The sequence below is a fragment of the Acerihabitans arboris genome (assembly GCF_010131535.1).
In the GTDB taxonomy this organism is placed as follows: domain Bacteria; phylum Pseudomonadota; class Gammaproteobacteria; order Enterobacterales; family Enterobacteriaceae; genus Acerihabitans; species Acerihabitans arboris.
In genome coordinates, this window is sequence record NZ_WUBS01000024.1 from 1 (window position 1) to 14052 (window position 14052).

A 14052-nucleotide genomic window follows, 5' to 3' on the forward strand; every position below is an offset into this window, starting at 1 on the left:
AGAAATGGACGATGCCGCTGAGGGACTGGCGCATGGCGATGAGCCGTTTTATTATCGAGTTCGGTGACCGCCTGGACGGTCACTTCTGAGAAAAGGCATTTACACAGAATCGTAAACAGGCTCGCTGAAAACGAGGCTCCCGTTTCTCCCGGCCCGCTGTTTGATGCGTTAAGCCCGGTGATTAACGCATTAGATAAGTAACCGGTTCACGCGCGGCGCGGGCTTGGCTGCCCGGCTCCAGCTTGGTCATTCCATACTTTGCTTGTTTGATTGCAACCGGCAGCCGGTTTCACTGAATTGATTTAGCCGGCGTTTACGTACGGCGAGTGGGGTTTTCATTTTTACGCCTCAGCGTGCGCCAGGGCATCAAGTTCTGCATCACTTAATCCGGTAACCTGTGTTACCGTGGCGCGATCCAGGCCCATAGCCAGCATATTACGGGCGATTTCTTTATCCCGCTCGCTGCGACCTTCACTTCGACCTTCACTTCGACCTTCACTTCGACCTTCTTGCCATCCAATCTGACGCCCTTTCAGTTCCAACTGCTCTGCGATGGTCATCATTTCCTCCCTGTAGCGTGGCGTGTTTTCCCCCAGATTACGGAAAAAGGCTTCCGAGTCAAGGCTATTTGCCTCCTGAGCCAGGTAGTGCATCAGGCACACCACCTGCTCTTTACTGGGGAGCGCTAGCTCCAGCAGGAAGGCGATATCGCGTAGCCGAATGTTGATATCCCTGTCCCGGATATGCTTTTGCACATACTCCAGTAGCGCCGCCTTCCGATGGGTTTTGATTTCCTCGTCGGGCATGGCTGTCACATCCACCAGGGGAAACGCCTGGCAATACAGCGCCTGCGCCAGGGCCGGGTCGTGGAAGCAGTCCAGCCAGCGGGTGCTGTAGGGATAGGGGCTTTGGGGTCCGTGATAGAACAGTAGCGGTATGACCAGGGGAAGCCGGTTATTGCCCTGCTCAAGGTGGCGTTGCATCGCCGCCACGCTGTAGCGCAGCAGGCGAAACGCCATCATCTCATCCGCGTTGGACTGATGCTCAATCAGGCAATAGACATAACCCGCTCCCGCCGTGGTATGCAGGCTGTAAAGCATATCGGAGCAGTGGGTGCGCATGTCGTCCTCGATAAAGCTGCCTGAGGTAATGGCGAGCGTACCTAAGTCGCACTTTTCCCGCAGCGCCGGCGGCAGATGTATGTGCAGGAAATCGGTAACGACGCTGATATCGCTAAAAAATTTCCTGAATAACGAATCATGGGGTGTGGGGAATATTTTCATCGGCGCACTGTAACGGCGTCAATGTACACAGAATATAAACATCATTCCGCACGGGTGGCGCCAATTATAAATTCTGGGTGAGGTTCGCATTTTAATGAAACACGCTTGTTCGTTTCATTAAATTATTATTGGCAATGATTTTATGCAAAAAAATATGTGCATACCATTATTTAAAACTAAATGTCTTTACTCGAACCCGCCACTCACCACCAGCAACTCTACAAGGTAGTTACCATGGCTAAAAAGCATATTAAGTCAGGATCGTGCATATCCCAAGCAAAAAATCAACACGCGATATTATACAGTGGGCTATCCTCCAAACGGCGGCAGGTGCAATGCGTACCCGGCCTTGAATCTGAAAGGCCGCTGGTTGCATAAGTGTGATTTTTTTACCGGATAACCGGTGACTTTGACCGTTAAAAACGGGCAGCTGATTATTGATGCGGAAATACTTGTTTATGATAATAAATGAACTGGTATTTAATAAAGGTTAATTCTTGGTTGACGTCGACGGGTATCCAGCGTTGAGGTGTTATCAAGAATTAATCTCTGCATGACTTTTCCAACGTTTTTTGAGTCATGATTATTTATGGCATTTGGGAATAGCCGTTTCCGCCGCTGTTCCCCAATCCCGCAGCCGGATTTTGACTTCTTCGCCCGCCAGATGCGGGCCGGTTTCCTTATAGCCACGCCTGGTGTCCGGCACCTCCTGTTTAAAGCGTGCTAATCCAGTTGATCCATCGACCGATAGATCAACGGGCGTTGCACAGTAACGTCGGTAACAGTCATTACCTGTTGCAACATCAGCATGGAAATGAGTCGTCGGGAATAGTTTTTATCACGGTGCTGCCGGGCTTCTTTCCTCATCGGCTGTTGTTCGTCACCGGAGATAAATGCTATGGTCGAAATAACTCAGCCCGGTTGGTGATGTGGCTGGTTTGGCGATTGATCAGATCCCTTAACTCGGACTGAGTATCCTTCAAGTGACCTACTATTGTGCGAAGCTGTTTAGTGATGACGGCTGGCCGGGGCCGCACGGCTGTCAGGGCAGCAAATGGCAATCAGGACAGGATGATGATGTCTGAAAATCCAACCGTCGCCCTCGTTGGTCCGGGGGCAATCGGCACGACCATGGCAGCGGCGCTTCATGAGGTCGGGCGCACGCCGACAATTTGCGGCCGCTCGGCGCACGAGCGCCTGGAGTTGCGCTACAGCGGCGGTCGTGTTGTCGTACCGGGACCCGTGCGCATTGATCTGGCCGAAATTAAGAACAAGTTCGACCTGGTTTTCCTCGCGGTCAAGTCGACACGGGTGGCGGCGGCACCGTGGCTCTCTGCATTGTGCAGTGCGAAGACCGTTGTCTGCGTACTGCAAAACGGCGTCGAGCAGAAAACGCTCGTCGCGCCATACTTGTCCGGTGGCCCAGTGCTGCCCTCGGTGGTATGGCTCCCTGCTCAACGCGAACCTGACGCCTCGGTGTGGCTACGCGGCGAAGCGCGCCTCACCTTGCCGGACACGCCGGCGACCAGCGTGGTGCTCGCGGCTTTGCGCGGCACCAGGTGCTCGGTCGACGTGGCGGTGGATTTCACGTCCGTCGCGTGGCGAAAGCTTCTGCAGAACGCGGTCGCGGGTTTAATGGTTCTGGCAGGTCGCCGCGCCGGCATGTTCGCCCGAACCGACATCACCAGGCTGTCGCTAGCCTACCTACGGGAATGTCTTGAGGTTGCTCGCGCGGAGGGTGCGACATTGGGCGACGCAGTACCGCAAGAGATCGTCGATGGATTTCAACGTTCCCCGGCCGATTTGGGCACCTCCATTCTCGCCGACCGACAAGCCGGCCGACCCCTCGAATGGGACTGCCGGAACGGGGTCGTGCAGCGATGTGGTCTATCCCGCGGCATCCCGACGCCGATCAGCGATCTGGTCGTGCCACTTTTGGCGGCCGCCAGCGCAGGGCCCGGCTAGTATTACAGCCGTGGAATTACCATCGGGCGCACTACAACAATTATGGACACAAAACGGAAGTTTCTTATAATGTTTTGATTTATTGCGGGTTAATGCCCTGTTTTTTTCTGATGGGGAAAGCCCAGCACATAAACAGGGTCTTCTATTTTCTCGTTGCGGTACAACGCCACATAGCCGGAATCGCCGAATTCAATCATCAGTTCTCACAATACCGGCAGCTCAGTAAAAAGACGGCCCATTTCCGGGTTGTTTTCCCGTTGGTCAAGCGCTTCGAGCACTTGACCAGCCCTGTGATGGCTGCCAGCGGATTTTTACTGGTCGGGAACTCACGATAGTGGGTTAACCCGGTTGCGGCGCGTTGAGTAATGATTACTTGTGGCATCCAGGAATATCCGTTTCCGCTTCTGTTCCCCAACCACGCAGCCAGGTTTTGACTTCATCGCCCGTCAGATGCAGACCGGTTTCCTGATATTCACGCCGGGAGTCGATTGCTTCCTGCTTGAAACTCTCGCGTGCCTCTTCGTGTTCAATATATTGAGTGATAGCGGCAATCATCAAATAGTGTGGGCTGCGATCGCGCGTATCCGCCAGTTTTTTGACACGCTCTTTAAGTCTGTCGTCGATCTTGAGTGTGATGCTTGATGTTGACATGAAGCAAGCCTGTTATCGGGTATAAGGTGTTGCCTTTTACCCGCTTAGCTTGTAGGCATTGGCAGAGCAATTTCATAATGAGTAAAAGGTGCTTGAACAAAGTTTAGCCTGTAAGCATGGCTTACAAGTTCAATTCAAAGGCAAAAGAGTTTTGTTGGGTCTCCGAGGATCCTGAACGCTGATGGAAAGCTTGGCTGGAGAGAGGCAGTTGTAAACCAGAAGCTTACAATTGGCGTTCATGGCAAAGAGAATCTGATGCTGGTCTATTCCCGTCCGATGATTAGCGCCGTCGGCTACCAAGGACCAACAACGTACAGCAAGTCCTCGGACAGCGTTGCTCATTCAGTGAATAGCCCGATTGGGTATATCTCGATGTCCAAAGTCTCATCCTCACTTCCGATACAGAAGCTGGAAATATGTTGTATTCGTTTGATTATCATTGATATTTTTATTACACACTTGTGCGATGGGCATATTTATGGACACAAAACTATGTAAATGACTTTTTGGATATCACTGCGACTTCTGATTCGTTTTTATCTGTAAAAAGACAGCCATGGATATGAGCGTTCTTTACGCTCATAAATATGAAGCCGGAACAACTCAAACGCAAGTTTCAAAGGAGTGGCGTTTAAAAAAGAGCTACAAAATTTAGTTAACAAATTTTTTATATAAAATCCATCTCTTGATTATCTCAATCGAAAATCAAAAACAAGACAGGTTTATATCCACCACCCCAAAGTCGGCCAAAAAAACCATGACTGCCAGGACTTGTTAATTGATTTAATTTGTATACGATCTCCATGCCATGATGCCATTCCAATGGTTTACAGTATTTATTCACTATAGGAATTAATGCCTCAATATTGATTGCTTTAATTTTCCTGAAATTATCTTCTTCGGTTATAATTTCACAAGGATTGATCTTACATAAAAATTCATAATCATATATTGATTCTGATATATTACACAGATTAAACCAAATATATCTATTTTCATTATTGATATCCAAAAAAGAATCTATAGCAATAAATCCACCGATAGTTGCAATTCCATACTCTCTGGCGTGCTTTGCATAATTTAGTACACTTTCATTTATCTTCCCTGAAACAAAGTTTTCTAATTTTCCTATTTTCGGTCTTCTGGCGAACATTGCCATAATTCTAACACGTTTATGTAAATTTAATGCTTGCGATACAGAGTTACCTTCTCTAGTCCTCCAAAAATAAATTGGCGCTACTGAAGGAAATTCTTTAACTAAGGCTCTTAATACGGCTGGTACCAATGAATACTCTGCAGTACGTTCTGAGAAAAAACTTGGCATAAAAATATCTCCATCATTTTTTGACTAACTATGAAAAATAATTAATAAAAAATTCTAACCACTGCGTCCTCTCCGAGTCTCTTTACAAAAGCCACGTTGAACCGTGCCACACAATCCACAGTGTACAAAACCGAATTATCAAAAACTACAAAAACAGACTAGCAAAGACTAACTTTGCTATTTTATGAGGTCTTTAGCACAGATTGTTTGCCAAAATGCAAAATGCCTTCTTGGCAACGCAGATGACAGAATAGCTTTAAGACTATTTTTGTGTCTATCAGTAATTCTTCATCTTGAATAATGACTAATTGTGTAAATGGGAGTAATTCTGCCGGCTTGTAGCATTACAAAATCATTTTACCAATCTGCACGATATGCGATTTCGCCCAGTTCTTCACCTATTCAACAATCAGATGGGTAGCACCTTCTGTTCCTCAAAATATTCCCGGTAGCGATTCTTCTCTGGGTAGCCTATGCCACCCCAATTTTTTTGGAGCGAGGTAAATGATCATAATTTGTCCGCCGGTAGAGGTAATCTGATGCAAATGGGTAAACCGTTTATTTAACAACGCCAGCGATCCAAGTATGCCGATATTAAGATCCTGCATCTGCAATATAGTGAAGGGCTCTTCTTACGAAGTCCAGATATCTACACGGCGCGTATCATTGCCGGCTCGCCCCATAATGTCCACAGCTGATAGTGGCTAGGGGATGCTGTTGAAGCCACAATACATGAATGCCAGCACCAATATCCAATACGTGTCCCCCTAGACTGATGCAAAGCTGTCGACTCCATTGGGAAAAAATGTTAAGCCTGGCGTAAGAAAGCGGTGAAGGCAATGGAGGTAACGTTATCCTACTCGTCAACGCTTTCTAGCGTCGCGCTCGTCTCGCCCTGCCCATTATCAATAAATCGATAGCGTATAAGATATTTTACGTACGTCATTTATTAGACTTATTACTGATAATGATACTTTTTCATATCACTTGGGTAAGTAATATAAACGACATAACCGGTCTGTAGTACATAAATGTCGTCCTTTCGCAATAACGACTTTAAGATCAAATTTAAAGGAGAAATTGACCGATTTTGTGGAACAGTTACAGACAAGATCACAGTTTTCCTTGAGTTTGAATCGAACGTTGTTTAAGATTTGTTCACAACATTTCCGACTTTAATCCTTAGAGAGATGTAATATTAAAATATCCTTGGTTTTTTAACCTGCTGACATATCGTAATAGTGATCAATGTCATATTTTTTCTGTGAGATTGTTAGTATTAATTGGGGACGAAAAATTTTTTTTTGGAGGAATCTTGGAAGATAATAGATCGCTTAGAGAGCTACTGATGGAATTGTATCCTTCCTATAAAGTATCAGGTATTGCAAAACAGTCAGGACAAAGGGCTGTGTATTTTGGTGAGTTTTGCGATCAGACTGATTTTGAACCAAAAGGATGTGTTAACTGGGGACGCGTTGTCCTCAAAGTAACTGAAGCAACGTCGAAGTCAGCAATAGCATATTGGAGTCAGGAGGTTGAGCTTCTTTCACAGCTTAGTCATGACTCATATCCAAAACATTATTACCACGAAATTATCAAGGAAGATCCTCAGACTGAAACTCCTATTCATCCACAATTGTTAATTTCTTTCGAAGAATTTATAGAATCAAACCCCTTATCCTTATATATGCAAGATTATGCAGATGAGGGAAAGTTAATTGGGCTGATTTGTGACTTAGTGAAGATTCTCTCTGTCATATGGGAGCATAAGAATAAATTTGTACATAGAGATATAAAACCAGATAATATATTAGTTAGACCAGATGGTAAAATTGTTGTAATCGATTTGGGGATCTTAAGGCAAGAGGGGCAGCCTGGTGTAACAAATACAATGAATCCATATGGTCCATGTACTCCCTTGTATGCAAGCCCTGAACAATTGGTGAATGATAAAAGAAATATTTCCTTCAAAAGTGATCTTTTCTCAATTGGAATATTGGCTTATCAGTTACTAACTAATCAACATCCTTTTATTAAAAATGTTGAAAATGTGGACTTTGACGAATTGATTGAAGGGATATGTGAAAAGAAACAAATTTCATTAAAGGATATTGGGTATTCCTCTAAAATATCGGACATAATCGATAAGCTATTAATGAAAGAGCCTTACAGAAGATATAGATCTATTAATAAACTTTTGGAAGAATTGTCGGCATAACAGGAGGAGGTATGGTAAAAATATATCATCAGGCTGGACACAATACTGTATGGAATGTCAAATCCTTTAAAGAGGACGGAGTTGGTGACGGCATAATATTTAGTCCAGTCCATGAAGAATGTAGTAAGATAGAATCTAAAGATTTAAAAATTAGAACTAGTTCTTATTTTGATCCGCAGTTCTATCTTCCCTCTTCAGGAAAGAATAAGTTTAAATCTTATGATTTTTTTCCAAATACAATTTCCAAGTCAGGATTTAAAACAGTGGATTTTACATCCATTGCTATGGATGCTGCACGTGCTTGCGTTAGTTTCCAGGTTCGTAATAATTTCTCAGGTATAATAATTCCTGCGCGCTTTTTTGAACAAATGGAGCGTAATTATATTGAAAAACAAGACGAACATTATGTTGTTCCATTTTTACGCGCGATAGAAGAATCTGATGAAATATCAGAAAATAAGCCGATCTGGCTGACTTTGCCATTGACCTCACATATGGTAATGAGTGACTCATATAGAAAAGAGTTACTGAATTGGGTAACAAGCTATTCACAAATAAATGGCGTTTATCTATTTTGTCAGTTTGAGAGAAATACGAAACAAATTACTGATTCATTATTTATAATTAACTATATGGAAATGATAAAAATATTACAAGATGCTGATCTAGATATTATCGTTGGCTATTGTAATACAGAGGCTTTTCTATATTCTGCTCTTCCAAATATTGGTATAACGATCGGCACATTTGAAAATACGCGAATGTTTTCGCTTGATAAATTTGTTGTGACTGATGAGGAACGACGTGGACCTAAAGCAAGAATTTATTTACCCGGTTTGTTGAATTGGGTTGAGTTAGACGTAGCCAAAATGATTAGAAACAGGGTTCCTGCCATATGGGATAAAATATACAAAGCAACGGATTATTCAGAGGAGGCTTTAGATTCACCTAAAACTCCGACTTTTAACAGTCCTGGACTTTACTATCATTATTTTAAAATATTTAGTAAACAAATATCCCAAATATCTACCTTTAGCTCAATTAGAGAGCGATGTGATTTTATAGAAAAGCAGATCAAAGTGGCAATTGAGAACTATGAGGCTCTTAGAGCAAGGCGGACAGTTTTTGATACACATGGGGGACCGGATCATTTGTCCCCGTGGCTAAATGCGATTAATGAGATCTCGATCTCTCATCGTTAGTACATTTCTTTGCAATCAAAGCGTTAGCTTTCCAAAGAGCAATATCTGAATGATGTTGCTCTGGTTTTGGTTTATGATGGATACGAACTTCTCCAGACTTCGTCACGGATGCTAATCCTATATTAAAATCAATAAAGCTTTGAATGTTTTTAACTGCTGGGTTTTCGTTGACATAATCGAGTATTACCCAGCTTTCATTCGAAAATGTTTTATAACGGCAAGCCTGCCAAATCGCTCTTTTCCAGTTTTTTAATTTCGCTTCGAATGAAATTATGTGGTCAGAAATTAATGTTGGCTGAATGTTCTTTCTCCATGTGTCAACGGAAAATTGTTCACAATATCCAGCTTTGCTAAATTCTTTTAGCGCTTTTTGTGAACTATTTATTGATGAATTAGTCAGCTGTGAAAAATCTTTTGTAGAAAAAATTTTCCTGTATGTCAGTTTTCTTAATGAGTAAGCCCAATCCGGTGATATCAATGATAGATTAATATTATTATTTGTGATTCTCTTTGTCTTGAATAGAACTAAATCAGCGATGCCAAAATCACAATTTAATTCTCTTTCGATGAGATGGGAATTGTTATAGTTTGATTTGAGGAACTGATGGAAAATATTCACAAGCTCTAACTCTAGAGAGAAATGCTCGGCTATTTTGGTGTGTAGTTTAGTATCAAGTGCTAACATTATAAATCTCTCTCATTTCCAACTATGTTTACTATCAATAGTAATATATACTATTGCAAAGGATAAATAAAGCTCTAAGTGAGGTGGAAAATTGAATCGCATCACAAAAGAAAACAATAGTATGTTATTACATCTGTCATTGCCTATTAATTCAATAGGAAGAGACTTTTTTGTTGGTGATATTCATGGTGAATTGGATAATTTGAAACGCGCGTTATGTAAGTTGAAATTTGATTATGATAGGGATCGATTGATTTGCACCGGCGATCTTATAGATCGGGGGCCAAAGTCATTTTCTGCATTATCATTACTTAATGAAAAATTTTTCTTTTCTGTTATTGGTAATCATGAAGAAATGTTATTGAGATCGTTCGATTCGAGAGCTAACCGAGAATTGTCATGGTATCCAAATGGCGGCGGTTGGTGGGAGAATTTGAACAATTATGAAAAAATTACCTGTCGTGATCTAATAGTGAATAATATGGCTTTGCTTATAACTGTACAATTTGAAAAATTTAGTGCAGGTGTTGTTCATGGCGATTTCCCTCTAGGTATGAATTGGAGTGATGCAATAAGTAGTGTTCGTGATTCAAAAACTGACACACGTTATTTTTTATGGCAAAGGGACAGAATAAAAAATAAAATAGACGTTAGAGTTGAAGGTATTGATTATATTTTTCTAGGGCACACCCCGATTAGTGGTCCATGTAAGTTGGGTAATTGTTATTTCATAGATACAGGTAGTGGTCATCAAAGTTCAAACTATATTTATAATCCGTCACTGACTATTTGTTCGATAAATGACGGGGATGTTGTTTATTATAATTTTCCAATAAAAATAAAATTTTAATTGTTTCTGTGATGTCATTTCACTGAAAAAAATTCTTAATGATGTCACTAATGCTTAATATGATATTTTATTGACTTAATAATTAAAGATGCAATTTATTGTCACGTCATGTTGAATTTATCATGAAGTATCTAGCGACAATATACTGAAGTTAAGCATACAGGGGGATAGAATATGGTATCCCAACCCTTGTTTTCTCATATAACTGGCTTATATGAGAAAATTGGGAACGGCAAGCATAGCGCGTCAGTCTTGATAGTGGATAGGTAGTACGCCCTTGTTGTCTTAAGAAAGCTCTTTGCACGACAGGATTTTAAGTTAACGCACACGGGGGGTTACCTTTGTGATAGTGGCCTATCCTGTTTAGTCAGCAGCAGTGCAGGCCCGCTCCGGCGGTGATAACTTTTCTCCTTTTGTACTAATTTGGTAACGATGATTATTTCCCACTACCGTCCGACCGGGCCGGATGACAATGTTCTTGCTGCATCCTCACAATGCATTTCTTTTCTTGGCTGGCGTGGATTTTCACATGTTCCGCTACAGCACATCTCTCTCTACATTCTACGGCAGTTAGAGTTTTCATGAAGCAGCGGCGTCACTTTGCCCGCGACAGCGGGTGAAAGTGACGCCGCTGCTAGGTACCCTTTTCAGCTGCTTATTTAATAATCTGACCGGTTTATTGTGAATCTGACACAGCAATTTGTGCTATTTTCGTACCTGTATGGATTTAATTTTGCAATGCCACTGATGTCCACCGAATTCTGCAGGTGTGTCTTGCTGTCCATAATTTTAGATTATTTAGCTAGTTACACCCTTTTCTCGCCGTTGACTTCCATTTCCCGCATTGCTATGTTTTCCCTGTCAGACGTCATCTGCGGATGACAATCCCAATGCTCCGGTAACCTGCAAGGAGCGCCTTTCGGTGGTTACACGCCCAATGTTTCCGCAGTCTGTAAGAAACGCCTTCGGGTGACTGCAATTCAGACCTCCATCGCCTTTAAGGAGGTGCCTTCGGGTGGCGGATCGTCTGTCCGCCCCGCCAGTCAGACAGCGCCGGTTGGTCACCACCAATGGCGTCGGGGTTCACCGGCCTCCTTGCTGCCGGACTTTTCACTCTCCGTTGGTTTCCCGTACGAGATACCTTCATCCTGCGCCTGAACAGCGGCTCCGTTGTCAGAGCGACTGGATTTTTTCATATTGGTACACCGCTTTATCCTTTTCCCGGGAAGACAGCCGCGACTGGCTAAATCGTCCGATTTCCATCTGCTTTATTTTTTCTTCACCCAACCGGTGTTGGCGACTTTCTTTATTCTTCCGCGTATTGATTAAGCTCATTTTACAACGGGCACGGCACGCTCATTTTTCACTGCGCTTTTCATCCGGTACGCCGAGCTGAACAGCCGCTTACTTATCACCCATCAACTAAGGAGGACTGAACCGATACCTGAGGCAGGCTTTCGAGCCTGAGGGGACATTCCTGCTCACGCAGGCGGTTGCACAGAGTGCATCACCGATATCCCGCCATACCTCATCCGCTGCCGCTCCGGCGCACGGGTACCGTTCAGCGCGACACATGATTTCACCTGTGTTGCGAGACAAACCACGCGCCGGAGACAGAGGACCTCATCATGTCAGCACTTGGACGTGAGATGCAAAAACTTGCCCAGCAGGGCGGAGGCAGTCACAAGACCGTCCATGATCGGCTACGCATTACTGAACGGCTGGGTAAGCACCTACTAGCGCTGAATATCCAGGTGCGGTCGGTAAAGCACTTGAAGAGTGGACATATTGAAGCCTATATGGCCGATCGGCTCAGCCAGGGCATTTCACCACGTACGCTGCAAAATGAAATGGCCGCTATTCGTACCGTCCTGCGTGAAGCCGGACGGCACACCCTCGTGCAGTCGGATCGTCTCAGTAACCAGGCGCTTGGCCTAAGTGGTGCCAGCCGGGTCGGAACCCGCGCTGCCATTACGGCCGAGCACTATCAGCATGTCCTCAGCCAGTTTCAGCAAAAAGATGCCGGGCTGGCCGCCACCCTTGAGCTAGCCCGTCTGATGGGGCTGCGCTCGGAGGAGGCGGTTCGTTGCAGCCAGTCCCTGAAGACCTGGTCGCAGGCCCTGGGCCGTGGCGATGAGCGGCTGACCGTCGTGTTCGGCACCAAAGGCGGGCGGCCGCGCCAGACCCTGGTGCTGAACCGGGGAGCTGTCACGGATGCGGTAAACCGGGCGCTGAGTATTACCACAACCCATAACGGACATTTGATTGATAAACCCGATCTTCGCACCGCGATGAACCGCTGGCGCTCCCAAACCAGCCGTGCCGGACTCACCGGCCGATATTCCCCGCACAGCCTGCGTTATGCCTGGGCTCAGGAAGCCATGCAGCACTACCGGAACCAGGGGTTCAGCAGGAAGGAGGCCCGCGCTCTGGTTTCCACCGACCTGGGGCACGGCGATGGACGCGGCCGTTATATCGAGCGCGTCTATGGACGAGGGGATTAAACCATGCGTTTTGCACCTTGCGGCCATCTTGTGCAGCTCCCAGGCACCCATCACACCATCCCGTTTACCTTTCCTGTTATGGAGAGCCAGCCATGAAACCCGGAATTATCCCTATTAACCATCAACATCCCGCATTCACTACATCACTGCCCTTACGCCGGGGCTCGGATGGTTACGACACCCGGCAGGATTACCTGATTAAGGGCTATCTGCCCAGCCACTCGCTCAGCAGTATCTACGGCCCCAGCGGCTCGTATAAATCCTTTCTGGCGGTGTCTTGGGCCTGCCATATCGCCACCGGCAAGCCGTGGGCTGAACGGCGGGTGAACCAGGGCGCGGTGATTTACGTGGTGGGTGAAGGCGGTATCGGTGTGCCGCGCCGTATCCGCGCCTGGGAACAGACGCTGAACGGCGGCAGTCCGGTTGATGCCTTGTTTCGGGTGGATTGCCCGGTATTCCCTGCCAGCCCGGAGAGCGTACAGCAGGTAATTCAGGCCGCCGCCGACGTTGAGCAGGAAACCGGCATGCCGGTGCGCCTGATTATCCTCGATACGCTGGCCCGCTGCTTTGGCGGTTCGGATGAGAATGCGGCCAAAGATATGGGCGCGTTTATCCAGGGGTGTGACACCATCAAGGCGGTAACTCAAGCCTCGGTACTGATTGTCCATCATTCCGGCAAGGATCAGGAGCGGGGCGCCCGTGGCTCCAGCGCCTTTCAGGCGGCGCTGGATGCTGAGTTTAACGTCCGGCGCGAAGGCGATGGTAACGCCCTGGTGCTGAGTTGTACCAAGATGAAGGATGCTGAAGAGCCCTCCGCCGCAGCTTATGACCTGAACCCGGTGACGGTCTATGTCGATGAAGATGGCGAGCCGGTGGAGTCGTTGGTGTTATGTGACCGTCCAAGGGAAATTAATACCGTTGCCCAAACCGACCCGGCGCTGGCCGGTATACCTTATCTGACGGCTAATCATATTGCCCTCTGGCAGTGTATCCGTGGCCGCACCGTTAACGACGGCGTCTGCACCAAATCGCAGTTACGTCAGGACCTGCGGACCCTCGGCCTGAACGTCGACAAGAAGTTTACCCGCTGGCTGGATAAGCTGGTAAACGCCGGTCTGGTCACCGTCAGCGGTGAGACTGTGCTGCCCGCGATTCCGCTGGAGGAGAGGGGGGAATAGCCGGGAGAGGGTGGGGGAATGGCATTGGCTAAGAGGGTAATCCCCCACTTTTTATTTATATAGCAGTAATTATTGGGGGAAATGCGCCGAAGCCGCATTCTGCCTAGCCTGAGTGGCAATACCTGAAAAAAAGGTGGGGGAGGCTAGGTCAGAATAACAGTGGGGGAAATAATGGGGGATTTTCACAACAGA

11 protein-coding genes are annotated in these 14052 nt (G+C 45.9%); 7 read left to right on the forward strand and 4 right to left on the reverse strand.

Features of this window, described 5'->3' with window-relative positions; genetic code table 11:
• Nucleotides 1–341: 341 nt before the first annotated feature.
• Nucleotides 342–1283, reverse strand: coding sequence for an Rpn family recombination-promoting nuclease/putative transposase (locus GRH90_RS24360; RefSeq protein WP_162368579.1), 942 nt, complete (start codon nucleotides 1281–1283; stop codon nucleotides 342–344).
• A 283-nt stretch (nucleotides 1284–1566) separates the two neighbouring features.
• Between GRH90_RS24360 and GRH90_RS26770 the strand changes: the two genes are divergently transcribed.
• Together GRH90_RS26770 and GRH90_RS24365 are read left to right on the forward strand one after the other, a co-directional pair.
• Complete coding sequence (locus tag GRH90_RS26770) at nucleotides 1567–1683, forward strand: SymE family type I addiction module toxin (protein WP_376766100.1); 117 nt, start codon at nucleotides 1567–1569, stop codon at nucleotides 1681–1683.
• Between the two features lie 677 nt (nucleotides 1684–2360).
• Nucleotides 2361–3248, forward strand: a complete 888-nt coding sequence (locus tag GRH90_RS24365) for an oxidoreductase (protein WP_218586287.1) — start codon at nucleotides 2361–2363, stop codon at nucleotides 3246–3248.
• A 369-nt stretch (nucleotides 3249–3617) separates the two neighbouring features.
• On the opposite strand, the gene GRH90_RS24370 is transcribed toward GRH90_RS24365, so the two are convergent.
• Both GRH90_RS24370 and GRH90_RS24375 read right to left on the reverse strand, forming a co-directional pair.
• Entirely contained in the window at nucleotides 3618–3899 is a 282-nt protein-coding gene (locus tag GRH90_RS24370) for a CopG family ribbon-helix-helix protein (protein WP_162368581.1), read from the reverse strand.
• A 694-nt stretch (nucleotides 3900–4593) separates the two neighbouring features.
• A complete protein-coding gene (locus tag GRH90_RS24375; protein WP_162368582.1) occupies nucleotides 4594–5223 on the reverse strand; it encodes a hypothetical protein in 630 nt (209 codons plus the stop codon).
• A 1348-nt stretch (nucleotides 5224–6571) separates the two neighbouring features.
• Between GRH90_RS24375 and GRH90_RS24380 the strand changes: the two genes are divergently transcribed.
• Both GRH90_RS24380 and GRH90_RS24385 read left to right on the forward strand, forming a co-directional pair.
• Nucleotides 6572–7441, forward strand: a complete 870-nt coding sequence (locus tag GRH90_RS24380; protein WP_162368583.1) for a serine/threonine protein kinase — start codon at nucleotides 6572–6574, stop codon at nucleotides 7439–7441.
• A gap of 11 nt (nucleotides 7442–7452) precedes the next feature.
• The gene (locus GRH90_RS24385) at nucleotides 7453–8643 is read left to right on the forward strand and encodes a hypothetical protein (protein WP_162368584.1); all 1191 of its coding nucleotides are present in this window, start codon (nucleotides 7453–7455) and stop codon (nucleotides 8641–8643) included.
• Here GRH90_RS24385 and GRH90_RS24390 read toward each other — a convergent pair.
• On the reverse strand, nucleotides 8615–9328 hold the full coding sequence (locus GRH90_RS24390) for a hypothetical protein (RefSeq protein ID WP_162368585.1): 714 nt from the start codon (nucleotides 9326–9328) through the stop codon (nucleotides 8615–8617). The two genes, GRH90_RS24385 and GRH90_RS24390, sit on opposite strands and share 29 nt — an antisense overlap.
• 91 nt (nucleotides 9329–9419) lie before the next feature.
• Here GRH90_RS24390 and GRH90_RS24395 point away from each other — a divergent pair, with 91 nt between their 5' ends.
• The 3 genes from GRH90_RS24395 to GRH90_RS24405 all read left to right on the forward strand — a co-directional run bounded on the left by GRH90_RS24395 (nucleotide 9420) and on the right by GRH90_RS24405 (nucleotide 13860).
• A complete protein-coding gene (locus GRH90_RS24395) occupies nucleotides 9420–10178 on the forward strand; it encodes a metallophosphoesterase (protein ID WP_162368586.1) in 759 nt (252 codons plus the stop codon).
• Between the two features lie 1628 nt (nucleotides 10179–11806).
• Nucleotides 11807–12682 carry an integrase domain-containing protein gene (locus tag GRH90_RS24400; RefSeq protein WP_162368587.1) on the forward strand — a complete coding sequence of 292 codons (876 nt, stop codon included), beginning with the start codon at nucleotides 11807–11809 and terminating at the stop codon, nucleotides 12680–12682.
• 92 nt (nucleotides 12683–12774) lie between these two features.
• The gene (locus GRH90_RS24405; protein WP_162368588.1) at nucleotides 12775–13860 is read left to right on the forward strand and encodes a helicase RepA family protein; all 1086 of its coding nucleotides are present in this window, start codon (nucleotides 12775–12777) and stop codon (nucleotides 13858–13860) included.
• Nucleotides 13861–14052: the final 192 nt, after the last annotated feature.